The organism is Streptomyces sp. NPDC026500 (assembly GCF_055567635.1).
The window spans coordinates 23969-50569 of sequence record NZ_JBVHQB010000040.1 but is presented as its reverse complement, the minus strand read 5'-3'; the positions used below and the strand labels follow the sequence as shown (position 1 = coordinate 50569).

The 26601-nt window shown below is 70.5% G+C and carries 21 protein-coding genes; 13 read left to right on the top strand and 8 right to left on the bottom strand.

What is annotated here, in order from left to right:
• From ACZ4N5_RS40610 to ACZ4N5_RS40595, 4 genes are all read left to right on the top strand, one after another.
• A partial coding sequence (locus ACZ4N5_RS40610; protein ID WP_467761997.1) for an N-acetyltransferase occupies positions 1-207 on the top strand: 207 nt, incomplete at its 5' end.
• Positions 208-1185: 978 nt separating this feature from the next.
• Positions 1186-1428 (top strand): hypothetical protein, encoded by a 243-nt coding sequence (locus ACZ4N5_RS40605; protein WP_467761996.1) that lies wholly within the window; start codon positions 1186-1188, stop codon positions 1426-1428.
• Positions 1429-1950: 522 nt separating this feature from the next.
• Positions 1951-2970, top strand: coding sequence for an IS3 family transposase (locus ACZ4N5_RS40600; RefSeq protein ID WP_467761995.1), 1020 nt, complete (start codon positions 1951-1953; stop codon positions 2968-2970).
• A gap of 190 nt (positions 2971-3160) precedes the next feature.
• On the top strand, positions 3161-3484 hold the full coding sequence (locus tag ACZ4N5_RS40595; RefSeq protein WP_467761994.1) for a hypothetical protein: 324 nt from the start codon (positions 3161-3163) through the stop codon (positions 3482-3484).
• Positions 3485-3548: 64 nt separating this feature from the next.
• Here the strand turns inward: ACZ4N5_RS40595 and ACZ4N5_RS40590 are convergent, their stop codons facing one another.
• Entirely contained in the window at positions 3549-5216 is a 1668-nt protein-coding gene (locus ACZ4N5_RS40590) for an FAD-dependent oxidoreductase (RefSeq protein ID WP_467761993.1), read from the bottom strand.
• A 243-nt stretch (positions 5217-5459) separates the two neighbouring features.
• Here ACZ4N5_RS40590 and ACZ4N5_RS40585 point away from each other — a divergent pair, with 243 nt between their 5' ends.
• The 7 genes from ACZ4N5_RS40585 to ACZ4N5_RS40555 all read left to right on the top strand — a co-directional run bounded on the left by ACZ4N5_RS40585 (position 5460) and on the right by ACZ4N5_RS40555 (position 10775).
• On the top strand, positions 5460-6584 hold the full coding sequence (locus ACZ4N5_RS40585; RefSeq protein WP_467761992.1) for a SchA/CurD-like domain-containing protein: 1125 nt from the start codon (positions 5460-5462) through the stop codon (positions 6582-6584).
• Positions 6585-6652: 68 nt separating this feature from the next.
• Positions 6653-7132, top strand: a complete 480-nt coding sequence (locus ACZ4N5_RS40580) for a cupin domain-containing protein (protein WP_467761991.1) — start codon at positions 6653-6655, stop codon at positions 7130-7132.
• Positions 7129-8397: a beta-ketoacyl-[acyl-carrier-protein] synthase family protein gene (locus tag ACZ4N5_RS40575; protein ID WP_467761990.1), complete on the top strand. Its 1269-nt coding sequence runs from the start codon at positions 7129-7131 to the stop codon at positions 8395-8397. The genes ACZ4N5_RS40580 and ACZ4N5_RS40575 overlap by 4 nt, the downstream gene beginning before the upstream one ends.
• Positions 8394-9641 (top strand): ketosynthase chain-length factor, encoded by a 1248-nt coding sequence (locus ACZ4N5_RS40570; RefSeq protein ID WP_467761989.1) that lies wholly within the window; start codon positions 8394-8396, stop codon positions 9639-9641. Before ACZ4N5_RS40575 ends, ACZ4N5_RS40570 begins: the two co-directional genes overlap by 4 nt.
• A gap of 29 nt (positions 9642-9670) precedes the next feature.
• The gene (locus ACZ4N5_RS40565; RefSeq protein WP_467761988.1) at positions 9671-9931 is read left to right on the top strand and encodes an acyl carrier protein; all 261 of its coding nucleotides are present in this window, start codon (positions 9671-9673) and stop codon (positions 9929-9931) included.
• A 1-nt stretch (position 9932) separates the two neighbouring features.
• A complete protein-coding gene (locus ACZ4N5_RS40560) occupies positions 9933-10412 on the top strand; it encodes an SRPBCC family protein (RefSeq protein WP_467761987.1) in 480 nt (159 codons plus the stop codon).
• 30 nt (positions 10413-10442) lie between these two features.
• Positions 10443-10775: a TcmI family type II polyketide cyclase gene (locus ACZ4N5_RS40555; protein WP_467761986.1), complete on the top strand. Its 333-nt coding sequence runs from the start codon at positions 10443-10445 to the stop codon at positions 10773-10775.
• 84 nt (positions 10776-10859) lie between these two features.
• Here ACZ4N5_RS40555 and ACZ4N5_RS40550 read toward each other — a convergent pair whose 3' ends face one another.
• From ACZ4N5_RS40550 to ACZ4N5_RS40540, 3 genes are all read right to left on the bottom strand, one after another.
• The gene (locus ACZ4N5_RS40550; RefSeq protein WP_467761985.1) at positions 10860-11888 is read right to left on the bottom strand and encodes a methyltransferase; all 1029 of its coding nucleotides are present in this window, start codon (positions 11886-11888) and stop codon (positions 10860-10862) included.
• A gap of 133 nt (positions 11889-12021) precedes the next feature.
• Positions 12022-13080 carry a right-handed parallel beta-helix repeat-containing protein gene (locus ACZ4N5_RS40545; RefSeq protein ID WP_467761984.1) on the bottom strand — a complete coding sequence of 353 codons (1059 nt, stop codon included), beginning with the start codon at positions 13078-13080 and terminating at the stop codon, positions 12022-12024.
• Between the two features lie 177 nt (positions 13081-13257).
• Positions 13258-15477, bottom strand: a complete 2220-nt coding sequence (locus ACZ4N5_RS40540) for an NADP-dependent isocitrate dehydrogenase (RefSeq protein WP_467761983.1) — start codon at positions 15475-15477, stop codon at positions 13258-13260.
• 303 nt (positions 15478-15780) lie between these two features.
• On the opposite strand from ACZ4N5_RS40540, the gene ACZ4N5_RS40535 reads away from it, so the two are divergent.
• Positions 15781-17334 carry a M1 family metallopeptidase gene (locus tag ACZ4N5_RS40535; protein ID WP_467761982.1) on the top strand — a complete coding sequence of 518 codons (1554 nt, stop codon included), beginning with the start codon at positions 15781-15783 and terminating at the stop codon, positions 17332-17334.
• 106 nt (positions 17335-17440) lie between these two features.
• On the opposite strand, the gene ACZ4N5_RS40530 is transcribed toward ACZ4N5_RS40535, so the two are convergent.
• From ACZ4N5_RS40530 to ACZ4N5_RS40520, 3 genes are all read right to left on the bottom strand, one after another.
• On the bottom strand, positions 17441-18526 hold the full coding sequence (locus tag ACZ4N5_RS40530; RefSeq protein ID WP_467761981.1) for a mechanosensitive ion channel family protein: 1086 nt from the start codon (positions 18524-18526) through the stop codon (positions 17441-17443).
• Positions 18527-18841: 315 nt separating this feature from the next.
• Entirely contained in the window at positions 18842-19606 is a 765-nt protein-coding gene (locus tag ACZ4N5_RS40525) for a crotonase/enoyl-CoA hydratase family protein (RefSeq protein WP_467761980.1), read from the bottom strand.
• 220 nt (positions 19607-19826) lie between these two features.
• Entirely contained in the window at positions 19827-20810 is a 984-nt protein-coding gene (locus ACZ4N5_RS40520; protein WP_467762000.1) for a lysylphosphatidylglycerol synthase transmembrane domain-containing protein, read from the bottom strand.
• 318 nt (positions 20811-21128) lie between these two features.
• On the opposite strand from ACZ4N5_RS40520, the gene ACZ4N5_RS40515 reads away from it, so the two are divergent.
• A complete protein-coding gene (locus ACZ4N5_RS40515; protein WP_467761999.1) occupies positions 21129-23030 on the top strand; it encodes an ABC transporter ATP-binding protein in 1902 nt (633 codons plus the stop codon).
• Between the two features lie 111 nt (positions 23031-23141).
• On the opposite strand, the gene ACZ4N5_RS40510 is transcribed toward ACZ4N5_RS40515, so the two are convergent.
• Positions 23142-26366, bottom strand: a complete 3225-nt coding sequence (locus tag ACZ4N5_RS40510) for an alpha-L-rhamnosidase (RefSeq protein ID WP_467761979.1) — start codon at positions 26364-26366, stop codon at positions 23142-23144.
• Positions 26367-26601: the final 235 nt, after the last annotated feature.

Sequence of the window (26601 nt, the reverse complement as noted above, 5' to 3'; positions counted from 1 at the left end):
CGCAAGCAGGGCGTGGCGGACGCGCTCTCCCGGGCACTCCTGCAGGAGAGGCCCGAGGACCTCGCCGTCCTCCTCGTGGACGTCAAACACCCCCGCGTGCAGGCGCTGTACGAGGACTGGGGCTTCCGGAAGGTCGGCGAGCGTCAGCCCTTCCCGGACTCTCCGCTCTACGCCGTCATGCTCGCGGACCTGCCGCTCTCATCCTGACCCAGGTGGCCCGCTGCCGTTGTCCTCCAGAGTGGCGCGGCCGCTTCGATGGGGGCGTTGCGTCGTGTAATCAGCACGCCGTAGAGGTCCTGATGCCCTCGGAGTGGCAGGTCGACAGTTACTTGTCCACCGGACACGAAGTCCGCGTATGTCGTGGCGCGGGGATTCCCGTCGCTGGCGGACGCTCTCGAAGGGACGTTGCCGAGCTGCCTTCTTCTCCTGGGCGCTCGTTCACGATGCTCTGATCGGTGGTCGACGGGCACAGCGCCCGCGGCGCCATCGCTGGCGGACGGACCATGCATTCCAGCGTGGCCCTGCGACGCTGGTGGGGCCACCCCATGGTGGTGGTGTCGGTGCCGTTCAGTCGGCGGGAAGCCGAAGGCTACGAAGTGCGCCGACCGCGCCCCCACCAGCCGACGGCTCCCGGAACCCCCTTCTGGCTGTGGACATCGAGAGGTTGGGTAGCGCGTTGACCTGCTGTGGTAGGGGCTGTGGTCGGGTGTCGGAAGCCGTGGTTGGGGGAGGCGCCGGAAAGCGATGTACCTGGTGGGGGTTTCGTGGTCGGGGCGGCCGTGTCTACGGTGGAAAGCAGATCGGGGCGCTCTCGTCCGCCACATCGGGAGGGTGTCCGAGCATCCCGTGGCCGCGCGGGATCTGGCGCCCCTGCCGGCGGGTACCCGCCGGCCTCGAACCTGGCGTCGTGCGGTCGGGGGAGCGTCTGCGTGGGGGAGTCGCTCTCTGCGGTGCGCAGGTGACGTAGTGCCGTGAACGGGACCGGACGCCGCAATGCGCAGATCATTGCGCAGCCCCCTTTCTGTTGTGCAGTGCGTTTGCGCAATTTCCCTGCGCAGCGCGCAGCAGGGAGGGAAAGCTGCGTCGTCGTTTGGTGAAGTTGTTGACGTGGTTGTGGTGGCATCCGTTCTGATCGGGGGTTGGCTGTGCGGGCGGAGTTGCGCAGTCGGGCCCGCGCTGGCGTGGATGCGCAGCGGTGAAACGGCGCGGCCTGCGCAGCTGACCGTGCGGGAGGAACAGATCCTGCACATCATCGGCTTGTCCATCGAGGGGCTGACCGTGTCGGAGATCGGTGCTGTAGTGGGACTGCGCAGCAAGGGATCGGTGGCCTACCGCCTGCGCAATCCGGAGGGGGCGGTGCGCTGTTCCGCGACGGATGGAACTGGCGCACCTGCCGGCTCCTCTCGCCGACGGCGTACTCGCTGGTGATCGGGTCCTGCACCTGATGGCGCGCACAGCGGCCACGGGAATCCGGCGGCGTCCGGAGCGCGGCCGCTCCAGTACGTGCGGGCGACGATCAGCGCCGCGCGTTCGCGCCCCCTCACTCGGAGCCGGGGCGCTATCCGCCACGTCCTGGGGACCCAGCCCGGGGGAGGAGGGACGGGGCGACGTTCGCCAGGCGTTCTCGTGCGCCTCCCACGCATCCAGCGGTTCGGTCGACCACGACACCCGCTGGAAGAGCGTCCGCAGATCTGCGCGGACCTGACCGAGTTCGTCCTGAACGTCGATCAGAGCCGTACGAAGATGCCACGGCCCGACGGAACTACCGTTCGAACCACATCTCTTGCACCGACTCTTGCCGCATCTCCTGCGAGATCTCTTGCGACTTCTCTTGCGCGAGGATCACCCACATCACGGAATCCGTGCAGGTCACCTCCCTGTGCGGGCGTGGTCGGTACTCTGACATCCCCGTTGCGACCGCTTTTGCCTTTGGCTGAATGAAGGAGAAGGATGGGCGGGAGGGCGGCGCGGACGCGGCCGGGGACCGGGCGTGCTCACGGGTGTTGCGCGCCGGGCGGAGCCGTGGGCCCCGGCCGCCTAGCCAAGCGGCGGCACGATGGCCAGGGGCCGGCGGTGGTCGAAGCCGTTCGGTATCGGCGTCAGTTCCTGCGTGCACCGCACATGCCACAGCCGAGTCCCGCGCAGGGACAGGCTGCTCCTTGTTTAGCGGTCAGCCTGGTTGTCAGTGACCCGGCCGACGCCGCAAGGGTGACGATTCCAGCTCCTGCACAGATAGATGTTGATGAGGCCGTAGCTGTCGCCTCACGCCACGGCCGGGCCTTGAAGCGCGAAGGTGTGCACGTGGGCCGCAAACGGGTCGAGCGCCAGATGCGCGAGGCTGACATCGCAGGCGTCAGCCCTTGCCGGAGCGGCTTCACGCGCCGCGGTCTCAAGGTCACGCTCGCCCCGGACCTGATCGAGCGTGACTTCACGGCACCCGCGCCGAACCGGCTGTGGGTCACCGACCTCACGATGATCGCCACCGGTGAAGGGCCGCTGTGGCTGTCGGCGATCCGGGACGCGTTCTCGCGCGGGGTGGTGGCCTGGGAGACCTCTGCGCGAGCGGACGTCGACCTAGTCCTTACCACCCTCGAGTACGCCCGCGCGTCCCGCGAGGTCGAGCCCGGCACTCTCGTGCACCAGGCCGACCACGGCTGTCAGTACACGTCTTTGAGACACACAACTCGTTTTGTGCGGGCTGGAGTTCAGGCGTCCATAGGCTCGGTCGGGGACTCGTACGATAGAGCTCTCGCGGAGAATTTGTGGATGCTGATCAAGACTGAGTGCATCCGCGGCCGCGTCTTCGCCACCCGGGCCGAGGCGAACCTCGCGCTCTTCGAATACATCGACGGTTTCTATAACTCCCGACGCATCCAGAAACGGCTCGGCTACCTCAGCCCCGTCGAGTCCGAGGAGAAACACTACGCCGACCAGGCAACGGCCGAACGAACGAACCTGAAACCCCGTTAAGCCGCCCTGACCAGCTGACCAGCTGACCAGCACCTCCCGCACATCGGGGGAACAGCAGAGCCAGTAGCAACAGGGAGGGCCTGGGAAGTGGTGCTGGTGTGGGGCGCAAGGGCTCTCGCCGAAGTCCGGGTCCAGACAGGGTCCCGGGCGCCTCACCGGCGGCTTCGGCTTCGACTACGCCTTCGAGGCCGTGGGCAAGGCCGCCACGTTGCGCGCCGCGTACGACGCCACCCGCCTCGGCGGCACGGTCTGCCTGGTGGGCGCCGGCTCGCGCACCGACCTGACGGACATCAGCGTGGCCGAGCTCGTCCTCAACGAGAAGGCGATCCTGCCGTCCTTCTACGGTGGCGGCGACATCCGCCGTACGTATGCCACGATCATCGACCTGTGGCGCGCGGGCCGCATCGATCTGGAGTCGATGATCACTCACCACGTACCACTGACAGACATCAACGAGGCGATCCGCCAGATGCGCACCGGGGAGGCGCTGCGGACCGTCGTCGACATCGCCTGAACCGGCCGGCCGGCCGCCTCGCCGACCGGTCGGTGGGCGAGGCTTGCCGTGCCGGAAAGGCAGGTCAGGCCTGGTCCAGGAGTGCGACCAAGGCCTTGCGCAGGGTCGTCCGGGGGTCCTTGGACGGGCCCTCGGACCGCCAGGCGACGAAGCCGTCGGGGCGGACCAGCACCGCACCGTCCGCGGAGACGCCGTGGACCGCCGCCCAGTCCGTGTCGCCCGCGGGGACCAGGTCCGCCTCGGGCCCGTCGCCGATCCGGTACGAGTCGAGCGGGACGGACAGCTGGCGGGCCGTGTCCTTCGCCGCCGCGTGCCACGCGCCGGCACCGTCCGCCGAGCTCAGCAGCACCATGGAACGCTCGTACAGATCGAGGCTGGAGATCCGGGCGCCGGCGCGGGTCAGCCACAGGTGCGGCGCCCGGCTTCCCGGCTCGCCCGTCAGCCGTACGCCGTCGGGCACGACCGGAGCGGCCGCATCGGCGCCCAGGACCGCGCCCTTCGGGTAGCGGTAGGCGAGCGCCACATTGAGAATCCCGCCCTTCCTGCCGCCGGGGCCGCCCTGCCCGCCGGCTCCGGGCTCCGGGGTGTACCCGGGGTGGCTGTGCTCGACCGAACGCGACGAGGCGCGTGCGCTCGTCGCCTCCGCCACCGGCCGGCGCTCGGCGTCGTACGACTTCAGCAGGCCCGGGCCGGCCCAGCCGCCCAGCACCGCGGACAGCTTCCAGGCGAGGTTGTGCGCGTCCTGGATACCGGTGTTGGAGCCGAACGCCCCGGTGGGTGACATCTCGTGGGCCGAGTCGCCGGCCAGGAACACCCGTCCCTGCGCGTACCGTTCGGCGACCCGTTCGGCCGCGTGCCACGCCGCCCGGCCGGTGATCTCCACATCGAGATCCGGCACGCCGACGGCCCGCCGGATGTGCTCCACGCAGCGCTCGTCGGTGAACTCCTCCAGGGTCTCGCCGTGTTCGGGGTGCCAGGGCGCGTGGAAGACCCAGTGCTCCTTGTTGTCCACGGGCAGCAGAGCCCCGTCGGCCTCCGGATCCGTCAGATAGCAGACGATGAACCGCCGGTCGCCGACGACGTCCGCGAGGCCGCGGGAGGTGAACGTGAGGCTCACGTTGTGGAACAGGTCGCCCGGCCCGGTCTGCCCGATGCGGAGCGTGTCGCGGATGGGGCTGCGCGGACCGTCCGCCGCGACGAGGTAGTCCGCGCGGATCGTCGTGTGCTCGCCGGTCTCCCGGCTCTTGACCTTTGCCGTCACTCCTTCGGAGTCCTGCTCGAACGACATCAGCTCCGTGGAGAACCGCAGGTCCGCACCCAGCTCCCGGGCGCTCTCCAGCAGCACCGGTTCGAGGTCGTTCTGGCTGCACAGGCACCAGGCACCCGGGCTGAAGCGGGCCAGCCCGCCGCCGGGGTCGATCTCCTTGAACAGCCACTCCCCGGCATCGCCCACCAGGGTCGGCGTCTGCAGGATGCCGTGGTTGTCCGCGAGGACCGACGCGGCCTCCTCGATGCGCCGCTGCACCCCGGCCACCCGGAAGATCTCCATGGTGCGCACATTGTTGCCGCGCCCGCGCGGGTGGATGGAGGTACCCGCGTGGCGCTCCACCAGGATGTGCGGCACTCCGAGGCGTCCCAGGAACAGCGACGTGGACAGGCCCACCAGAGAGCCGCCGACGATGAGGACGGGCGTGTGGTGACCGATGTCTCCGGAGTCTTCGAATCGGTTCATTGACTGCCTCCAGCGCCACCGGCGACGCCGGCGACGTGAGTGAGGGATGGGGATGGAGATTCCATGCCCTTTGTGGACCGGTTCGCACGGCAGGGGCACCCGGATGGCGCGCGGTTCACCCTTCCGACCCGTGGGGCTCGCGGAGTCCCGGCCTCGCGTCAACGATCAGTTCATGGCGGCCCCGGCGTTTCGGATACCGCGGTCGTTCCTGACTTCCGTGACGAAGAGGAGAGGTGTGCCGCAATGCCCAAATCGGGACGTATCTCGCAGTCGGCGTTCGACGGCTCGAAGCTTCGGGTGATCCTGCTGCTCGACCTGTACGAGGGCGCTCAGCAGCAGTTCCTCGACGCGTACGAACTCATGCGCAACCAGGTCGCCTCGGTCCCCGGTCACCTCAGTGACCAGCTGTGCCAGTCGATCGAGAACCCCTCGCAGTGGCTCATCACCAGCGAGTGGGAGAGCGCCCCGCCCTTCCTCGCCTGGGTGAACAGCGAGGAGCACGTCGAAACCGTCAGGCCGATGCACAGCTGCGTCCGGGACACCCGGTCGATGCGCTACAGCATCCTCCGCGAGACCAGCCCCGCCGAGCCGCTCACCCCGGAGTCGGCCAGGACGCCCCGGCAGGTCGAGGCCCGCGTCGGCGACGGTGTGGCGCGCCATGCCCTCACCTTCACCGTCAAGCCCGGATCCGAGTCGAAGGTCGCGGAGATCCTGGCCGGGTACCAGTCGCCCCAGGCCCAGGTCGACGACAAGACCCGGCTGCGCCGCACCTCGCTGTTCATGCACGGCAACCGCGTCGTGCGGGCCGTGGAGGTGGAGGGCGACCTCCTCGCGGCACTGCGCCACGTATCGCGCCAGCCCGAGGTGAGGGCGGTCGAGGAGGCCATCAACCCCTACCTGGAGCAGGACCGGGACCTGAGCGACGCCGACTCGGCGCGGGTCTTCTTCACCCGAGCGGCGCTCCCGGCCGTGCACCACGTGGTCTCCGGCCGCAAGGAACCCGCGAAGCTGCGCCGGCACGCGCTGTACTACCCGGCCCGGCCGGGCTGCGGAATGGAACTGGCCCGGCTGCTCGCCCACCAGGACGAGGCCGCGGCCGACGACAAGGACAGCCCCGTGTACAGCAGCACCGTGTTCCAGCGCGACGACATCGTGGTGCGGCTCATCGACATGGTCGGCGAGCTCGACGTCGACCCCGTCGCCTCCCTCGGCCTCAAGGGCGCCAAGAAGGCCGCCGAGCTGGAGCGCCTCCTCGACGGTGCCGCGATCGGCGTCGAAGGCTCCCTGGCGACGGAACGCAACATCAACCGCCTCCTGTCGCACGCCGACATGCTGCCGATCACCGACCGAAGCTCGGCGGGCTCCTGACGGACCGCCGCAGCCCGCGTCCCCGGACGTCCCATCCGACGTCCTCGCCACACCCGGAGGTATCAAGCATGATCAAGCACCATCCACGCATCGTGGACCTGAGCGAGACGGAACCCAACCGCAGGCGCGGAGGAGACATCCGGGCCCTGCTCACGCCCGCCACGGCGGGGTCCACCAGCGGATTCATGGGGCTGGCCATCATCCAGCCCGGCGAGCGCATCGGCGAGCACTACCACCCGTACTCCGAGGAGTTCGTGTACGTGGTCAGCGGCGCCCTCGAAGTGGATCTGGACGGTGAGGCGTTCGCGCTCCGGCCCGACCAGGGCCTGTTGATCCCGATCGACATGCGGCACCGCTTCCGCAACGTCGGCGACGAGGAAGCCCGCATGGTCTTCCACCTGGGCCCGCTCGCCCCGCGTCCGAGCCTCGGCCACGTCGACACCGAAGAGACCGACGCCGCGCCCGGCCACGAGGTCGTCATCGGCGGGCCGGACCTGTCCGCGCCGGACCACGGACAGGCGTCCGAACGAAGTGGGGCCATACAGTGACCCGGCGGGTGGCCGTCACCGGTATCGGTGTGGTCGCTCCGGGAGGCACCGGGGCAAAGGCGTTCTGGGACCTCCTCGCGGCCGGCCGGACCGCGACCCGCGGCATCACGCTGTTCGATCCGGAGGGCCTGCGCTCGCGCATAGCCGCCGAATGCGACTTCGATCCGCTCGAGCACGGACTCGATCCGGACCTGACCCGCCACGCCGACCGCTACATACAGTTCGCGGTCGTCGCCGCCGGGGAAGCCGTCCGTGACTCAGGATTCGACGCCGGCCGGGAGAATCCCTGGCGCGTCGGAGTCTGCCTGGGCAGCGCCGTCGGCGGCACCACCCGCCTCGAACACGACTACGTCCTGGTCAGCGAAGGGGGCCGGCGCTGGGACGTGGACCACCGCCCGGCCGAACCGCAACTGCACCTGGCGTTCTCGCCCAGCACGCTCGCCTCGGTCGTCGCCTCGCAGTTCGGGGCGCAGGGCCCCGTGCAGACCGTCTCCACCGGCTGCACCTCCGGACTCGACGCGGTCGGATACGCCTTCCACACCATCGAGGAGGGCCGGGCCGACGTCTGCATAACCGGGGCGTCCGACTCGCCGATATCCCCGATCACGATGGCCTGCTTCGACGCCATCAAGGCCACGTCGCCCAACAACGACGACCCCGAGCACGCCTCCCGGCCCTTCGACGCCAACCGCAACGGCTTCGTCATGGGCGAGGGCGCGGCCGTGCTGGTCCTGGAGGAGTACGAGCACGCCCGAGCCCGAGGCGCGCACATCTACTGCGAGATCGGCGGCTACGCCACCTACGGCAACGCCTACCACATGACCGGTCTGACCAGCGAGGGCCTGGAAATGTCCCGGGCGATCGACGGCACGCTCGACCAGGCCCGCCTCGACCCCACGCTGATCGACTACGTCAACGCGCACGGCTCGGGCACCCGGCAGAACGACCGGCACGAGACCGCCGCGGTCAAGCAGTCCCTGGGCGAGCACGCGTACAACACGCCCATGAGCTCCATCAAATCCATGGTGGGCCACTCGCTGGGCGCGATCGGCGCGATCGAGGTCGTCGCCTGCGTCCTCGCCCTGAAGCACCAGGTGGTGCCGCCCACGGCGAACTACGAAACCCCCGACCCCGAATGCGACCTGGACTACGTGCCGCGCACCGCACGCCCCCGGAAGCTCAGGAATGTGCTCTCCGTCGGCAGCGGGTTCGGCGGATTCCAGTCCGCGGTGCTCCTGACCGGGCCGGGTGGGAGGACACGATGAGCACTCAGCGCCCCCGGCGCGCGGCCGTCACCGGAATCGGTGTGATCGCGCCCAACGGATTGCGCGCCGACGCCTACTGGAAGTCCGTCAGGGAAGGCCTCGGCGTTCTGGACCGGATCACCCGCGAGGGCTGCGAGCATCTGCCGCTGCGCGTCGCGGGTGAGGTCCGGGCCTTCGACGCCGCCGACCTCATCGAGGAGCGGTTCCTCGTCCAGACCGACCGCTTCAGCCATTTCGCGATGGCCGCGACCGTTCTCGCCCTCGACGACGCGGGCCTCGGAGCGGTCGACCCCGAGGAGGCGTACGACGTCGGCGTGGTCACCGCCGCAGGATCCGGCGGCGGCGAGTTCGGCCAGCGGGAACTGCAGAAACTGTGGGGCCAGGGCTCCCGGTTCGTGGGCCCGTACCAGTCCATCGCCTGGTTCTACGCCGCGAGCACCGGCCAGATCTCCATCCGCGGCGGCTTCAAGGGGCCGTGCGGAGTCGTCGCGAGCGACGAGGCCGGGGGACTGGACGCCATCGCGCACGCCGCCCGGGGCGTACGGCGCGGCACCGGCGCCATGGTCGTCGGCGCCGCCGAGGCGCCCCTGGCCCCGTACTCGATGGTCTGCCAGCTCGCCTACCCCGAGCTCAGTACCGTCGAGGACCCCGATCGCGCCTACCGCCCCTTCACCAAGGGAGCCTGCGGCTTCGTACCCGCGGAGGGCGGTGCCATGCTCGTCGTGGAGGACGAGCGGCGTGCGCGCGACCGGGGAGCGGCGGTCCGGGCCGTCGTCGCCGGACACGCGGCCACGTTCACCGGCGCCTCGCAGTGGGAGCGGTCCCGGGAGGGACTCGCGCACGCGATCCGGGGCGCCCTCGCCGAGGCCGACTGCGCCCCGGAGGAGATCGACGTCGTGTTCGCCGACGCCCTGGGAGTCCCGGCCGCGGACCGCGCCGAAGCCCTGGCCATCGCCGACGCCCTGGGGGCGCACGGCACCCGGGTACCCGTCACGGCACCCAAGACGGGAATCGGCCGGGCCTACTGCGGGGCACCCCTGCTGGACACCGCGGCGGCGGTGCTCGCGATGGAGCACGGCCAGATTCCCCCGACCCCCAACGTGTTCGACATCTGCCACGACCTCGACCTGGTGATGTCGAACGCCCGCCCCGCCGAACTGCGCACGGCCCTGGTCCTCAGCCGGGGACTCATGGGGTCCAACGCGGCCCTGGTCGTGCGCCGCGGCGGTGACCACGCCCGGTAGTCCGGGCCGCACGTGAGGAGAACACCCGCATGATCACCACCGAAGTGACCGTCGACGAACTGGCCGCGCTCATGAAGAAGGCGGCCGGTATAACCGTCGACCCCATGGAACTCGCGCAGTCCTTGGACGCGCCGTTCGGCACCCTCGGACTCGACTCGCTCGCCCTGCTCGGCATCGTCGGCGAGCTGGAGAACCGGTACAGCCGGCCCCTGCCGCCCGACGCGGAGCGCTGCAAGACCCCCCGTGAGTTCCTCGATCTCGTCAACGACACCCTCAAGGCTGGAGCCTGAAGTGGCCGGACACACCGAGAACAGCATCGTCATCGACGCCCCGCTCGACCTCGTCTGGGACATCACCAACGACATCGAGAACTGGCCGCGGCTCTTCAGCGAGTACGCGTCCCTCGAAGTCCTCTCCCGGGACGGCGACACGACGACCTTCCGCCTCACCATGCACCCGGACGAGAACGGCAAGGTGTGGAGCTGGGTGTCGGAGCGCACGGTGGACCGCGCGAAGCGGACCGTCCGGGCGCGCCGCGTCGAGACGGGCCCGTTCGCGCACATGAACATCCGCTGGGAGTACGAGGAGACCCCGGCCGGCACCCACATGCGCTGGGTGCAGGACTTCGCGATGAAGCCCGACGCCCCGGTCGACGACGCCTGGATGACGGACAACATCAACCGCAACTCCGTCACACAGATGGCCCTCATCCGGGACCGGATCGAGCAGGCCGCCCGTGAGCGCCGCAGCCCGGCCGCCATGCCCCGCTGACCGCCGCCACCGGCACAGAAAGGACTTCCGATGCACCACGCCCTGATCGTCGCCCGCATGGCGCCCGACTCGGCGCCGGCGATCTCCGACGTGTTCGCCGCCTCCGACCGGGGTGAACTCCCGCACCTCATCGGGGTCAACCGGCGCAGCCTTTTCCAGTTCGGTGACGTGTATCTGCACCTCATCGAATCCGAGCGGGACCCGGGACCGGCCATCGCGAAGATCGCCGGACACCCCGAGTTCAAGAGCGTCAGCGAGGAACTGTCGGCGTACGTCAGCGCGTACGACCCGCAGACCTGGCGGAGCCCCAAGGACGCCATGGCGCACTGCTTCTACCGCTGGGAGCGGGACGCCGCGCGCTGAGCGGGCACCGGACACAACCCGAGGCCGCCGGCTCCGCGACGAAGCGGAACCGGCGGCCTCGGGTTTTCTCCAATGCCTCCCGGATCAGCCGGGGACGGTGCACTCGAAGGCGTGCAGATAGGCGTTCACCGAGCGGATCTCGCCGATGACCAGGCCCGCGGCCGTGAGCCGGTCGACCATGCTCTGCCGGGTGTGCTTGGCACCGCCGACGTTGAGGAGCAGCAGCAGGTCCATGGCGGTCGTGAACCTCATCGACGGGGTGTCGTCCACGAGGTTCTCGATGACGACGACCCGGGCACCGGGCCGTGCGGCCTTGCGGACGTTCGCGAGCGCCCGGCGGGTGCTCTCGTCGTCCCACTCCAGGATGTTCTTGATGATGTACACGTCCGCCTGGACCGGGATGTCCTCACGGCAGTCCCCGGCCACGATCCGCACCCGGTCGGCCAGCGCCCCGCCGCTCCGCAGCCGCGGATCGGCGTTCTCCACCACGCCCGGCAGGTCGAGCAGGGTGCCGTGCATGCCGGGGTGCTTCTCCAGCAGACTGGCCACGACCTGACCCTGGCCGCCTCCGATGTCGGCGACCGTCTTCACGCCCCGCAGGTCGAGCAGGTCCGCGACGTCCCGCGCCGACTGCGAACTGGACGTCGTCATGGCCCGGTTGAAGACGTGCGCGGACTCGGGGGCGTCTTCGTTGAGGTACTCGAAGAACTCCTTGTCGTACACGTCCTCGAAGACGTTGCGGCCGGAGCGGACCGCCTCGTCGAGGTTCGGCCAGACGTTCCACGTCCAGGGCTCGGTGCACCACAGGGCGATGTACCGCAGGGAGTTCGGGTCGTCCTCGCGCAGCAGGCGGGACATCTCCGTGTGCGCGAACGTGCCGTCGGGGCGCTCCACGAAGACGCCCTGGCAGGACAGGGCGCGCAGCAGCCGGCGCAGGGTGCCCGGCTGGGTCTTCACCGCGGCGGCCAGGTCCTCCGCGCTCATGGGCGTGTCGTCCAGGGCGTCCGCCACACCCAGCCGCGCCGCGGCGCGTACGGCGGCGGCACAGGCCGCCCCGAAGACGAGTTCCCTCAGCCGCATGGGCGGCGGGGGACTCTGATCGACAGTCGTCATTCAATGCCTCGTTTCTGGTGTCGTGCCGTACGGGGAGACCGGACCGGTCCGAATGGGGGGCGGACCGGTCCGAACGGAGGGACGACCGGGCTGTACGGGGGTGCGGCCCCGGTGCTGCGGTCGGGCCGGGACGTCAGCACATTCCGGCGGGCTCGGAGACCTTGCAGGTGTTGCCCCGGAACGTGTTGCCCTTGCCGGTGTCGCGGTTGGCGAGATCGGACGGGCCGTTGCGCAGGACCACGTTGTCGCGCACCACGTTGCGTTCGCTGAGCGCGCCGACGAAGCTCTTGAACAGGACGATGCCGCCCGACAGCGGGGACGTGCCCACGTTGTCCTCGACCCTGTTGTGCGTCACGCGCACGTCCTCGGCACCGGTGAGGACGATCCCCGAGCCCTGGAGGGCGGGCAGCCGGGCGGTCTTGGGACAGGACTTGTTGTTGGCGTGGATGTAGTTCCGGCGCACGGACAGGTCCCCGACCCGGGGCTTGTTCTCGTCACCCACGATGAACACCGCGGTGCAGTTGCCGGTGGCCTCGTTGCGGGCGACGGTCAGGTTCCGCAGCCGCCGCACCGTGATGCCGATCCGGTTGCCGCTCAGCTGGTTGTGGGCGACCACCGTTCCCAGGGTGTCGCGGGCTCCCTCCTCGGTGGCGACCGTGTTGGAGAGGAACACTCCGGCGTCGCCGTTGTCCTTCGCGATGTTGCGGACGAACCTCGCGCGAACGGACCTCTCCTCGGCGAGGCCCCACTGGCCGTTCTTCTCGGCGGTCACCCCGCGGACCGTCAGCCGATCGGTCCCCGACGCCCACAGACCCTGTTTGGAGAAGCCCCTGAGGGTCAGTGAGGTGACGGTGACGCCCCGGACGGGACTCTTGTCCGTCCCTGTCACACAAATGCCGTTGCCCGCCTTGGCGCACGCGTCGGTCGTGGCCGTACCCGGCACGATGACGGTGGCACGGGCGCTCGCCCCCCGCAGGGTCAGGTTCGGCACCGTGATGGTGACGCTCTCGTGGTAGGTGCCGGGCGCGACGACGACGGTGTCGCCGGCCCGCGCCGAGTTCACGGCCTTCTGGATGGATTCACCCTGGCGTACCAGGTGCACTGACGGGTGGTCGGCCGGCAGGGCGGCGCCCACGCCCGAGGCCACGACCACCGCGGTGCACGCGAGGTAGGCCATCTGTTGTTTGGTCATAGGCCGAAGTTATGAACGGGTGTTCCGGCCCGCCACCGGTGATCCCCCAGGTGGGCCGCAGCTGTCACCGTGACGCGCCGGGAGGACCTCACGACGACGCCGCCCCGGCCGGAGGATCCGGCCGGGGCGGCGTGCGCGGAACTGTGCCCGCGGGGGTGGTGCTGGGTGGTGCGTCGGTCAGGCGAGGATCGCCAGCGTCTCGTTCCAGGTGGCGGACGGGCGCATGACCGTCGCGGCCTTGGCCGGGTCGGGCTGGTAGTAGCCGCCGATGTCGGCCGGGTGGCCCTGGACCGCGTTCAGCTCGTCGACGATCGTCTGCTCCTGCGCGGTGAGCGTCTCGGCGAGCTGGGCGAACGCCTTGGCGAGGTCCGCGTCGTCGGTCTGCTGCGCCAGCTCGTTGGCCCAGTACAGGGACAGGAAGAAGTGGCTGCCGCGGTTGTCGATGCCGCCGACGCGACGGGTCGGCGACTTGTCCTCGTTGAGGAAGGTCGCCGTCGCGCGGTCGAGGGTGTCGGCGAGCACCTGGGCGCGCGCGTTGCCCGTGGTGGTCGCGAGGTGCTCGAAGCTGGAGGCCAGCGCGAGGAACTCACCGAGGCTGTCCCAGCGCAGGTAGTTCTCCTTGACCAGCTGCTGCACGTGCTTCGGCGCGGAGCCGCCGGCGCCCGTTTCGAAGAGGCCGCCGCCCGCCATCAGCGGGACGATCGACAGCATCTTGGCGCTGGTGCCCAGCTCCAGGATCGGGAACAGGTCGGTCAGGTAGTCGCGCAGCACGTTGCCGGTGACCGAGATCGTGTTCTCGCCGCGGCGGATGCGCTCCACCGACAGCTTGGTCGCCTCGACCGGGGACAGGATGCGGATGTCCAGGCCCTCGGTGTCGTGCTCCGGCAGGTACCGCTTGATCTTCTCGATCAGCACTGCGTCGTGCGCGCGGTCCTCGTCCAGCCAGAACACGGTCGGGTCGCCGGTGGCGCGGGCGCGGGTGACGGCCAGCTTCACCCAGTCGCGGATCGGGGCGTCCTTCGTCTGGCAGGCGCGGAAGATGTCGCCGGCGGAGACGGCCTGCTCCAGGACGACGTTGCCGGCCTGGTCGACGAGGCGGACCGTGCCGGTCGTCGGGACCTCGAAGGTCTTGTCGTGGCTGCCGTACTCCTCGGCCTTCTGCGCCATCAGACCGACGTTCGGGACGGTGCCCATGATCGACGGGTCGAAGGCGCCGTTGGCGCGGCAGTCGTCGATGACGACCTGGTAGACACCGGAGTAGCTGCTGTCCGGCAGGACCGCGAGCGTGTCGGCCTCCTGTCCGTCCGGGCCCCACATGTGGCCGGACGTGCGGATCATGGCCGGCATCGAGGCGTCGACGATGACGTCGGACGGCACGTGCAGGTTGGTGATGCCCTTGTCGGAGTCGACCATCGCGAGGGCCGGGCCCTCGGCGAGCTCGGCGTCGAAGGAGGCCTTGATCTCGGCACCCTCGGGCAGCGCCTCCAGGCCCTTGTAGATGCCGCCGAGACCGTCGTTCGGGGTCAGACCGGCGGCGGCGAGCGTCGCGCCGTGCGCGGCGAACGTCTTCGGGAAGAAGGCGCGCACCACGTGACCGAAGACGATCGGGTCGGAGACCTTCATCATCGTGGCCTTGAGGTGCACCGAGAACAGCACGTCCTCGGCCTTGGCGCGGGCGATCTGCTCGGTGAGGAACTCGCGCAACGGCGCGACGTGCAGGACGGACGCGTCCACGACCTCGTCCGCGAGGACGGGTACGGACTCGCGCAGCACGGTGGTGGAGCCGTCGTCGCCGACCAGCTCGATCCGCAGCGCGCCGGCCTCGGTGATCACCGCGGACTTCTCGGTGGAGCGGAAGTCGTCGACACCCATGGTGGCGACGTTCGTCTTCGAGTCGGACGTCCACTTGCCCATGCGGTGCGGGTGGGTCTTGGCATAGTTCTTGACCGACGCGGGGGCGCGGCGGTCGGAGTTGCCCTCGCGCAGCACCGGGTTCACGGCGCTGCCCTTGACCTTGTCGTAACGGGCGCGGATGTCGCGCTCCTCGTCCGACTTCGGGTCGTCCGGGTAGTCCGGGAGCGCGTAGCCCTGGGCCTGAAGCTCGGCTACGGCCGCCTTCAGCTGGGGGATCGAGGCCGAGATGTTCGGCAGCTTGATGATGTTCGCGCCGGGCGTCTTGGCCAGCTCACCGAGCTCGGACAGGGCGTCCGCGATGCGCTGGTCCTCCTGGAGGAACTCCGGGAAGAGGGCGATGATGCGCCCGGCCAGCGAGATGTCACGGGTCTCCACAGTGACACCCGCCTGCGAGGCGTACGCCTGGACCACCGGCAGGAACGAATACGTCGCCAGGGCCGGGGCCTCGTCAGTGTGCGTGTAAATGATGGTCGAGTCAGTCACCGGGTGCTCCGCTCCACGTCTGCAACATTGCTCGACATCAAGATATCTCGTGAGTGGCCCCGGCTCGACAGGGGTCTGTCCCGGGTCGGGCCGGGTGTGGGGGAAAACCGCCGTCCGCAGCGGACCGGGCGGGCCGGATCGGACACCGCCCCCGTCGCGCCGGGCCAAAACGGCGGCCGGAGTGAACGCGGGAATCGCCGGTTCGAGGCAACCGGGCGCCCCGCCCAGGCGTACTGGAAGGTGATCACGTACTTGATCTTGCGGCGGACCGCCAGGCTCCCGCCGCCCGAACGAAAGCGACCCATGAGATATCGCACCAGAGTGACGGCCCCCGCGGCCGCGCTGCTCGGCACGGCCGCCGTGCTCGTCGCCGCACCCACGGCCTCGGCGCGTCCCCTCGCGTTAAGGCCCGATGAGGGCACCCCGGGCGCGGAGACCCTCGGCGATTCCGTCTTCCCGGCCCTCGGCAACGACGGCTACCGCGTCGAGGCCTACCACCTCGACTTCTCGTACGACGCCACGACCCGGCTGGTCGACGCCAAGGCGACCCTGATGATCAGGGCGACCCAGGACCTCTCCCGCTTCTCGCTCGACGCGCTCGGCCTGGATGTGCGCGCGGTGCGGGTCGGCGGTGTCGCGGCCGGCTTCGAGCAGGCGGACGAGAAGCTGCGGGTCACCCCGGTCCGGACCCTGCCGAGGTCCCGCGCCGTCGCGGTCTGTGTCGAGTACGGCGTCGACCCGGCCAAGGCACTCGCGCACACCGCCTGGGTTCCCACCCCCGACGGCTTCGCGGTGTGTCCTCAGCCGAATTCGGCGCACACGGTCTTCCCGAGCAACGACCACCCGATGGACAAGGCGGACTTCAGCTTCCGCATCACCGTGCCGAACACCCTGCGCGGTGTCGCGAACGGCACGCTGGTCTGCACGGAGAGCCTCGACGGCGACCGGACCGCGTACACGTACCGCTCGGGTTCCCCGATAGCCACCGAGCTGGTGCAGATCACGGTCGGCGACTACGTCGTCAAGGAGCGGCAGGGACCGAACGGGCTGGGGCTGCGGGACGTCGTCCCGACCGCGCGCGCCGCCGCGCTGGAACCGGCGCTCGCGCTCACCCCCGGCCTTCTCGACTGGCTGGAGCAGCGCCTCGGCGCCTACCCGTTCGAGACGTACGGGCTCCTGCCCTGCAACTCCGACGCCGCGAACGCCTTCGACTTCACGGGCCTGGAGACCCAGACCCTGACGCTCTACAAGCCGAACTTCCTGCTCCAGGAGGAGAAGAAGATCGGCTCGCACATGATGCACGAGCTGGTCCACTCCTGGTTCGGCAACAGTGTCAGCCCGGCCGACTGGGCCGATCTGTGGCTGAACGAGGGCCACGCGGACTTCTACGGGCTGCTCTACCGCTACGAGCGGGGCTGGGCCGACTCGCTCGGCATGACGACCATGGAAGCCCGGATGAAGGACACCTACGCCAGGGGCGACCAGTGGCGCAAGGACTCCGGGCCCGTCGCCGCGCCGAACGAGGCCAACCTCTTCGACAACCAGCGCTACCTGGGCGGTGTCCTGGTCCTCTACGCGCTGCGCGAGGTCGTCGGCGAGGACGTCTTCAACCGCATCGAGCGCACCTTCCTCGCGCGCCACCGCAACTCCGCGGCGACCACCGCGGACTACATCGCGGTCGCCTCCGAGATCTCCGGACAGGACCAGTCCGGCTTCCTGAACGACTGGCTGTACGGGACGAGGACACCGCGCATGCCGAACCACCCGGACTGGACGGTCACCCCGGTGGTGTCGAGCCTGGTCGCACCGCGCAACCGCGCGCCCGGCCACTACCCGGACTCGACCGCCACGCTCTGATCGCGCCGGCGACCGGACGGCGACCGGACGGGGGCCGGGCGGAGTGTTCCGCCCGGCCCCCGGCCCGTTCTCAGGTCGTTCTCGGACCCGATCCGCGGGCCGCTTCTCAGGGCCGCTTCGCGGCCTCGCGCTGATGGGGGATGGCGGTCTCCAGGAACCCCGTGCCGCCGGGCTGGAGCGCGACCGTGCGGGCGGGCGACGGAATCCGGATGCCCTCGTCCCGGTAGCGCTTGTGCAGGCGCTTGATGAACTCGTGCTTGATCCGGTACTGGTCGCTGAACTCGCCCACGCCGAGGATCACGGTGAGACCGATGCGGGAGTCGCCGAACGTGTGGAAACGCACCGCGGGTTCGTGCTCCGGGACGGCACCGTCGATCCCGGTCATCACCTGGGCGACGACCTCGTTGGTGACCCGCTCGACGTGGTCCAGGTCGCTGTCGTAGCCGACGCCGACCTGCACGGTGAGCGTCATCCGCTGCTCGGGCCGGGTGAAGTTGGTCATGTTGGTGCCCGAGAGCTGGGCGTTGGGGATGATGACCAGGTTGTTGGAGAGCTGACGGACCGTGGTGTTGCGCCAGTTGATGTCGACGACGTACCCCTCCTCGCCGCTGCTCAGCTGGATGTAGTCGCCCGGCTGGATCGTCTTCGACGCGAGGATGTGCACGCCCGCGAAGAGGTTGGCGAGCGTGTCCTGGAGGGCGAGGGCGACGGCCAGACCGCCCACACCCAAGGCCGTCAGCAGGGGCGCGATCGAGATCCCGAGGGTCTGCAGGACGATCAGGAAGCCGATCGCCAGCACCACGACCCGGGTGATGTTGACGAAGATGGTGGCCGAACCGGCGACGCCCGAGCGGGACTGGGTGACCGACCGGACCAGGCCGGTGATCAGCCGGGCCGCGGTGACCGTCGTGACCAGGATGAGCAGAACGGTCAGTGACCGGTTGACGGTGCGGCCGACCGGCGCGGTCAGCGGAAGCACCGCGGCCGCCGCGGCGATGCCCCCGGCGACGGCCGACCACGGCACCACGGTGCGCAGCGCGTCCACCATGATGTCGTCGCCGCTCCAGCGGGTGCGCTCGGCGTGCCTGCCCAGCCAGCGCAGCAGCATCCGCAGCAGGAACGCCGCCAGCAGCCCGGCTGCCACGGCTATTCCGGCGATCATCAGGTCGTCCACGGTGACGGAGCGCTTCATCGATGACCTCCTCGGAAGCCGGGACCGGGGTGAGGGCCCGCGGGCCGAATGTGCTGTGTCGTCACTTGCCACCTGCTCGAATCCGGGAACGCACGATCATGCCCGGACGGGTGTTCGTCATCGTCCGGGGGGACCGCTCATCCTGCCGCATCCGCATGCCCCTCCGTCACCAGCCCTGTGTGCGGCCCCCCTTGGCGGCCGGTCCGGCCAACTGCCTCTGCCGGGCCGGGTTCGCCGGTGAGGCGGCCACGGCCTCCGGTCCGGCAAGGGGTGCGGGTGCCGCCGCCACGGCCCTTGCCGGGCTGGGCCCCGGTGTCAGAGCCCGCCGAACGAACCGTGCCGCCCCGCACCGGAGGCGAAGCGGGCCGCACCCTCCATGCTCTCGTCCAGCACGCCCATGCCGTACCGGAGTTCGGTCCGCATGGCCTCCTTCTCGATCAGGCCCTCCTGGTCGAGGACCGAGGCACGGTCGCTGCGCAGACAGGACTGCGGGAAGTCGGCGATCTCGGCGGCCAGTCGCTCGGCCTCGGCGCGGGCCCGGCCGACCGGGACGAGCCGGTTGGCGAGCCCCATCCCGTACGCCTCCGCAGCGGTGACCGGGCGACCGGTGAGGATCATGTCCATCGCGCGGCTCATGCCGATGAGCCGGGGCAGCCGTACCGTGCCCCCGTCGATCAGCGGCACCCCCCAGCGGCGGCAGAACACCCCGAAGACGGCGTCCTCCTCGGCGACCCGCAGATCGCACCAGAGCGCCAGTTCCAGACCACCGGCCACGGCGTGTCCTGCGACCGCCGCGATCACCGGCTTGGTCAGGCGCAGGCGGGTGGGACCCATCGGCCCGTCACCTTCCTCGGCGACCTCGTTGCCGCGCTCGGTACCGATGGCCTTGAGGTCCGCGCCCGCGCAGAAGGTGCCGCCCTCGCCCCAGAGCACGGCGACGCGCGCCGTCTCGTCGGCCTCGAACTTCCGGAAGGCGTCCGCGAGTTCGGCGGCGGTCGGCCCGTCCACCGCGTTACGGGCCGTGGGCCGGGAGAGGATGACGGTGGTGACGTGACCCTGACGTTCGATCCGGACCGGCATCGCGCTGTCCCTTTCTGCGCCGACGTGCCTCGTCGCACGCCGTGGTTACTCCTCGGTATCACAGCACGCGACGGAACGCACGAGCCGGAGCGGACGGGCTTGGTCCCTGCCCCGGGATCCCGGGCCGGTCGGCCGCGCGCCCGGAGCCGATGAGCTCGGCCTCTCACGTCCCGGTCACGGGGCTGAGCACACCGCGCGAGCCGGGACGGACAGGCCGGGCTCAGATCACCTTGTAGCGGACCAGCGCCCCCAGCGTCAGCGCCCCCGGGAGGAGCGGCACCCACACGGTGATGATCCGGTACGCCAGCACCACCGCGGTCGCCACCGCCACCGGTCCGCCCGCGGCGACCAGCGCCAGGATCAGCGCCGCCTCCACCGAACCGAGACCGCCGGGCGTCGGCACCATCGCGACCGCGACCGTCGCCGCCAAGTAGGCGATCATCATGTGCGTGGGGGAGACCGGGAGTCCCAGCGCACGCCCCACCGCGGCCAGTCCGGCCGCCTGGAGCAGCGGGAAGGCGAGCGAGCCGCCCCACAGCGCGAAGGCCCGGGACGGACGGGTGTGCACCGAGCGGGCCTCGCCGAAAGCGGTGCGCAGGAAGGAGAAGACGGCCGAGCGCAGCCGCCGTACGAGAGCGAGCGCCGCCACCGCTGCGCACACGGCCGCGCCGATGCCGAGCAGCAGCGGGCCGGCCGTCCCGTCCGGCAGCAGACCGCCGAGCCGCAGTGCTCCGGGGAACGCGATCAGCAGACCGATGAGCAGGCTCAGCCGGGTCACCGACTCGGCGAGCAGATACAGCGCGAGCGCGGCCGACGAGCGGGCCAGCGGCACTCCGCACCCCGTCATGAATCGCAGATTGACCGCCCCGGCGCCGAGCCCCGTCGGCAGCAGATGGTTCGCCGCGCCCGCGGCGAACTGCGTGGCGAGCAGTCGGCGCGCCGGCAGCCGTTCCATGACCGCGCCCTGGCGGGTCACGGCCGCGGCGACCCAGGTCAGACAGGTCGCCGCGGCCGCGGCCACGAGCCAGGGCCACTCGGCCGACTTCAGATGGCCGAAACCCTCGACGAGCACGGACCGGTGGCGCACGGCCACCACCAGGACCAGGGCCAGCGGGAGGAGGCACAGGACCGGCCGGACGGCAGGCCGCAGGGTGAGACGGCGGGGGAGCCGGGGCAGCGCCCGGGGAAGTCGTACGGCTGTCACATCGGGAGAGGTTTTCCACACCGCACCAACGTGAGGTTGCGGGCGCGGAGACGGCGGCTGACACGCCGGGCAAGCTGCGGGAGGGGTGGCCCTCGGGTGCCCCGTGTTGACCCCGGTGTTCACCTCGATGTCGACCGCGGTGCTGACCCCGGTGTCGACGCGGGGCCGATCGCGCGCATCTTCCGGACCGGTGTCGGCGCCCGGTCGATCGCGCGCGTGCTCCCGAGCGGTGCCGGTGCCCGGCCGTCCGCGCGTATGTTCCCGACCGGTGCCGTTGACCTCAACAAAGCTTGAGGTCCTACTGTCTCTTCCATGAGCATGGAGACCACAGCCTGGACACAGCTGCACAGTGTCATGAACGCCCAACAGGAGCGTCGTCCCTTCGATCCCGCGACACTGCGCCGCATCGCCGCCTTCGCCCGCCCGCACCGCCGTCGTATCGCGCAGTTCGTCCTCCTCAGTGTGGTGACCGCGCTGCTGGCCGTCGCGACGCCGGTGCTCGCGGGGCGCGTCGTGGACGCCATCGTGACCCACGGGGACGAGAGCACCGTCATCCGTCTTGCCGTGCTCATCGCCGTCATCGCGCTCGCCGAGGCGGCATTCGGAATACTGAGCCGCTGGCTTTCGTCGACGCTCGGCGAGGGACTCATCCTCGATCTGCGGACGGCCGTCTTCGATCATGTGCAGCGCATGCCGGTCGCGTTCTTCACACGTACACGTACGGGCGCGCTCGTCAGTCGACTCAACAACGACGTCATCGGCGCCCAGCGCGCCTTCAGCAACACCCTGTCCGGAGTCGTCAGCAACGTCGTGACGCTGCTGCTCACCCTGGTCGTGATGCTCACCCTGTCCTGGCAGATCACCCTGCTCGCGCTGGTCCTGCTGCCGGTGTTCGTGCTCCCCGCCCGACGGATGGGCAGCCGGATGGCCAAGCTCCAGCGGGAGGCCGCGGACCTCAACGCCTCCATGGGCACGCGGATGACCGAGCGCTTCTCCGCGCCCGGCGCCACCCTCGTCAAGCTCTTCGGGCGGCCCGGGGAGGAGTCCGCCGAGTTCGCGGCGCGCGCGTCGCGGGTGCGGGACATCGGGGTGCGTACGGCGATGGCGCAGTCCGCCTTCATCACCGCGCTGACACTGGTGTCGGCCCTGGCGCTCGCCCTCGTCTACGGGCTCGGCGGCTGGTTCGCCCTGCAGGGCACGCTGGAGCCCGGCGCCGTCGTCTCACTGGCGCTGCTGCTCACCCGCCTGTATGCACCGCTCACCTCGCTCGCCGGGGCGCGCGTCGAGGTGATGAGCGCGCTGGTCAGCTTCGAGCGCGTCTTCGAGGTGCTCGACCTGAAGCCGCTCATCGAGGAGAAGCCGGACGCCCGCGCGGTCCCGGACGGGCCCGTCGCCGTCGAGTTCGACGACGTCCGCTTCGCCTACCCCTCCGCCGACAAGGTCTCCCTCGCCTCCCTGGAGGAGGTCGCCTCCCTCGACACCCGGGGCGGTGCCGAGGTCCTGCACGGCATCTCCTTCCGCGCCGAACCCGGCCAGACCGTCGCGCTCGTCGGCTCCTCCGGCGCCGGCAAGTCGACCATCGCGCAACTGCTGCCGCGCCTGTACGACACCGACGAGGGCGCCGTGCGCATCGGCGGGGTCGACGTCCGCGAGCTCAGCGCCGCGTCGATGCGCGCGACCCTCGGCATGGTCACGCAGGACGGGCACCTCTTCCATGACTCGGTCCGCGAGAACCTGCTCCTCGCCCGGCCGGGCGCGAGCGAGGACGAGCTGTGGGACGTGCTGCGCCGCGCCCGCCTCGACGAGCTCGTACGGTCGCTCCCCGACGGCCTCGACACCGTGGTCGGCGAGCGCGGATACCGGCTCTCCGGCGGCGAGCGCCAGCGCATGACCATCGCCCGGCTGCTGCTCGCCCGCCAGCGCGTCGTCATCCTCGACGAGGCCACCGCCCACCTCGACAACACCTCGGAGGCGGCCGTCCAGGAGGCGCTCACCGAGGCGCTGGAAGGCCGCACCGCCGTCGTGATCGCGCACCGGCTGTCGACGGTGCGGGCCGCCGACATGATCCTCGTCGTCGAGGCGGGCCGGATCGTCGAGCGGGGCACCCATGAGGATCTGCTGGCGGTGGACGGGCGCTACGCGGAGCTGTACCGGACGCAGTTCAGGACCGGGCGGGAGGACGCGGCGGAGATCCCGGTCGCGGTGGACGCGACACCGTAGGCACCGGGCGGACACCGGGGCCACACGCGTGGACGCCCGCCGTATACCGGCGGGCGTCCACTCATGTCCCCCTTCGGGACACCTGGTCCCGGTTCCCCTTCGGGCCCTCGGTCAGGTGGTGAACCGGTGACTGCCGGAACCGACCCGGTACACCGCGCAGCCGTCCTCCGTACGCAGGAAGGTCGCGCGGCTGTGGGAGACCGCGTCCGGGCCGGTTGCGGGGATCCACACCTCGGCCGTGGTGTTGGCGGGCACGGCGCAGGTGAGGTCGAAGCCGCCGGAGCGCTGGTGCCAGTCCGTGGAGACCGGGCCGTACACGGACGTGAAGGTGGCACGGGCGGAGGTGACGTCGCCGCCCGGCCGGGGGCGCACGACGATCTCCCGGTAGCCGGGCCGGCCCGGCGAGATGCCGGCGATGTTGGCGTACATCCACTCGCCCACCGAGCCGTAGGCGTAGTGGTTGAAGGAGTTCATGTCGGGGGTCTGGAAGCTGCCGTCGGGCCGGATGGAGTCCCAGCGTTCCCACATCGTCGTGGAGCCCCTGTCGATCTGGTAGCCCCAGCTCGGGAAGGAGCGCTGCTGGAGCAGCCGGTAGGCGACATCGGTGTGCCCGGTGTCCGTGAGGACGGGCAGCAGCCGGGGCGTGCCGAGGAAGCCCGTCGACAGGTGCCAGTCCTTCGCACGGATCAGATCGACGAGACGGCCGGCCGCCGCCGTGCGCAGGGCGTCCGGCAGCAGGTTCATCGACAGGGTGAGAACGTACGCCGTCTGTGTGTCGCCCTTCACCTTCCCGTCTGCGCCGACATAGGCGTTCCGGAACGCTTCTCGAATGCGCTCGAACAGGGCGGTGTGGGGCGCGGGATCCTTGCCGAGTTCCGTGGCCATCCGGGCCGCGAGGTCGGCGCTGTGCGCGAAGTACGCGGTGGCGATGACGTCCTTGGGCGTCTCGTCCGAGACGTTCAGCCAGTCCCCGTATCCTTCCGCCGGCCGCAACAGGCCGTTGCTGTGGCGCTCCAGGTAGGTCAGCCAGGCCTGGACGGACGACCAGGCATCGGCCAGGACCTGCCGGTCCCCGTAGGCCTGGTACAGCGACCAGGGGACCGTGACACCCGCGTCGCCCCAGCCCGCGACGCCGTTGCCGACCGTCCCGACCATGGGTGCCACGTCCGTGAACGCGCCCTCCGCGGTCTGGCCGTCGCGCAGGTCCACGAGCCACTTGGCGAGGAACCGGGCCGACTCCATCGTGTACGCGGCCGTGGGCGCGAAGACATTGATGTCGCCGGTCCAGCCCAGCCGCTCGTCGCGGGCGGGGGTGTCCGTCGGGACGGAGAGGAAGTTGCCCCGCTGCCCCCAAGTGATGTTGCTGTGCAACTGGTTGAGCATCGGCACGTCGGTCTCGAACTCAAGGGTGAAGGGGGCCGCCGTATGCATGACGCGGCCGGTCACGGCCCGCGCGGAGGGAGTGCCGGGGAACCCGGTGACCTCGACGTAGCGGAATCCGTGGAAGGTGAAGCGCGGCTCGTACGTCTCCTCGCCGCCCCCCTTGAGGGTGTACGTGTCGGTCGCCGCGGCCGAGCGCAGATTCGCGGTGTAAAGGGTGCCGTCCGGGTTGAGGACCTCGGCATGGCGCATCCACACGGTCGTCCCGGCGTCGCCCGAGACGCGCAGCCGGACCGAACCGACCATGTTCTGGCCCAGGTCGAAGACGAAGACGCCCGGCGCGGGTTCGGTCACCTTCTCGGCCGGCCGTTCACCGGCCACCCGCACCGGGCCGTCGACCTGCGCGACGATCTGACCGGGCACGCCGTCGCCCGTGGCGCGGACCGCGAGCCAGGTCCGGTCGTCGAAACCGGGTGAGGTCCAGCCGGTGGTCTCCATCCGCGCGTCGTACGTCTCGCCGCCCAGCAGGTCGGCCGCGACGATCGGCCCCGCCGCGGCCCGCCAGTCCGTGCCCGAAGTGACGTGCTCACTCGTCCCGTCGGCGTACTCGACCTCCAACTGCGCCAGCAGTGCGGGGCGTTCACCGTACTGGTGAGGCCCGAACATGCCGACGTTGCCCGCGTACCAGCCCGGCGCCACATACGCGCCGATGGCGTTGGCGCCGGTCCGCAGAAGGGAGGTGACGTCGTACGTCTGGTACTGGACGCGTTCGCGGTAGTCGGTCCAGCCGGGAGCGAGCTGGTCGCGGCCCACCCGGCGGCCGTTGAGGTGGGCCTCGTACAGGCCGAGGGCCGTGGCGTACAGGCGGGCGCGGGCCACCTTCTTGCGGGGGAGCGTGAACTCGTGCCGCAGCTGGTTGGCGGCGAACGACGCCGGAACGACCCTGCCCCAAGGGCCCGATCCCCACGCGGCGGCCACCTTCGCCGCCGACCAGCCGCTGTCGTCGAAGCCGTCCCCGCGCCAGTCGGCCGGGGGCTCCGCGTCCGTCGTCCGCCAGGAGGCGTCGGTGACGATCCGCTGCTCGCCGGACGCCGTGCTCAGGGTGAGTACGGCGACCAGACCGGCGGGCCCCACCGTCGCGTTGGTCGCCGAGACCGCGAGGACGTTCCGGCCGGGGCGCAGTCGCCCGAGGACGTCGACGACGGCCGGACGGCGCCAGCCGTCGTGGTCCGTCGCCAGATCGGTGCGGGCCACTTCCGAGTCGTTCACGGAGAGCGAGAAGACGTTGTCAGCGCTGATGGCGATCTTCGCCGCCGTGACACCGTCGGGGACATCGACGACCCGCCGGAACCACCGCGTTTCCGCCGGAGCGCTGCTCGCCGGATCCCCTTCGGGGAACCAGATCCAGGAGCAGCCTTCGAGGGAGGGCGCGTCCGTGAGGACGGCAGGAGCGGAGACCCAGTCCGCCGACCACCGCGCGTCCATGAGTCCGGTCTCCCACCAGGACGGCGCGCTCCAGCCGGAGGCCGCGCCATCGGTGTCCCAGACCCGAACGGACCAGAAGTAGCGGGTCCGCGGGGCGAGTCGAGGACCGGTGTAGGTGACGAGGACGGACTGGCCGGACGCCACCTTCCCGCTGTCCCAGACGTCCGGACGGGACAGGCCCGACGCGCTGGAGGCGACGCGGATCTGGTAGGCGCTCTGGAGCGTCCCCGGCTTGTCCGAGACCATCGGCCAGCTCAGCCGGGGGCGTTGCGCGTCGAGTCCCAACGGGTGCTGGACGTATTCGACGGTCGGAGCGGTGATGCGCGGAGCTCCGCGCCGCGCACGCGAGACGGCCGTCGCGGACGCCGTCGCGGACGAGGACGCGGGCGCGGCCATGGCCGGTCCCGCTCCGGTGGCCGTCGCGGCGACGGCGCCCGCCGCGCCCGCCAAAATGTTCCTCCTGCTGATCAACTGCGGCCCCTCACCTAGGAGTTGTGAATCGATTCAAATCAACTTCCCAGCGGTGAACGTAGGGGTGCGAGGGGTGAGGGTCAATGAGTGTGCAGGCAATTTCCGGAATTCGGCGCTGCTGATCCGTGTCGTCACGGGAGTCAGGCTGGTTCGCTCGCTTGATGATTGAACGGTTTCAATCGGTGGGCGGGCTGGTTTCGGCACCTGGCCCGGCATGCTGTCGCGCGCCTGCCGG

Coding starts and splice junctions, on each gene's coding strand:
- ACZ4N5_RS40590 (WP_467761993.1), bottom strand. CDS start 5,216: ATGAACCGATTCGAAGACTCCGGAGACATCGGTCACCACACGCCCGTC.
- ACZ4N5_RS40580 (WP_467761991.1), top strand. CDS start 6,653: ATGATCAAGCACCATCCACGCATCGTGGACCTGAGCGAGACGGAACCC.
- ACZ4N5_RS40565 (WP_467761988.1), top strand. CDS start 9,671: ATGATCACCACCGAAGTGACCGTCGACGAACTGGCCGCGCTCATGAAG.
- ACZ4N5_RS40600 (WP_467761995.1), top strand. CDS start 1,951: ATGGGCGGGAGGGCGGCGCGGACGCGGCCGGGGACCGGGCGTGCTCAC.
- ACZ4N5_RS40525 (WP_467761980.1), bottom strand. CDS start 19,606: ATGCCGGTCCGGATCGAACGTCAGGGTCACGTCACCACCGTCATCCTC.
- ACZ4N5_RS40585 (WP_467761992.1), top strand. CDS start 5,460: ATGCCCAAATCGGGACGTATCTCGCAGTCGGCGTTCGACGGCTCGAAG.
- ACZ4N5_RS40550 (WP_467761985.1), bottom strand. CDS start 11,888: ATGACGACTGTCGATCAGAGTCCCCCGCCGCCCATGCGGCTGAGGGAA.
- ACZ4N5_RS40605 (WP_467761996.1), top strand. CDS start 1,186: ATGCGCAGCGGTGAAACGGCGCGGCCTGCGCAGCTGACCGTGCGGGAG.
- ACZ4N5_RS40515 (WP_467761999.1), top strand. CDS start 21,129: ATGGAGACCACAGCCTGGACACAGCTGCACAGTGTCATGAACGCCCAA.
- ACZ4N5_RS40535 (WP_467761982.1), top strand. CDS start 15,781: ATGAGATATCGCACCAGAGTGACGGCCCCCGCGGCCGCGCTGCTCGGC.
- ACZ4N5_RS40545 (WP_467761984.1), bottom strand. CDS start 13,080: ATGACCAAACAACAGATGGCCTACCTCGCGTGCACCGCGGTGGTCGTG.
- ACZ4N5_RS40530 (WP_467761981.1), bottom strand. CDS start 18,526: ATGAAGCGCTCCGTCACCGTGGACGACCTGATGATCGCCGGAATAGCC.
- ACZ4N5_RS40555 (WP_467761986.1), top strand. CDS start 10,443: ATGCACCACGCCCTGATCGTCGCCCGCATGGCGCCCGACTCGGCGCCG.
- ACZ4N5_RS40570 (WP_467761989.1), top strand. CDS start 8,394: ATGAGCACTCAGCGCCCCCGGCGCGCGGCCGTCACCGGAATCGGTGTG.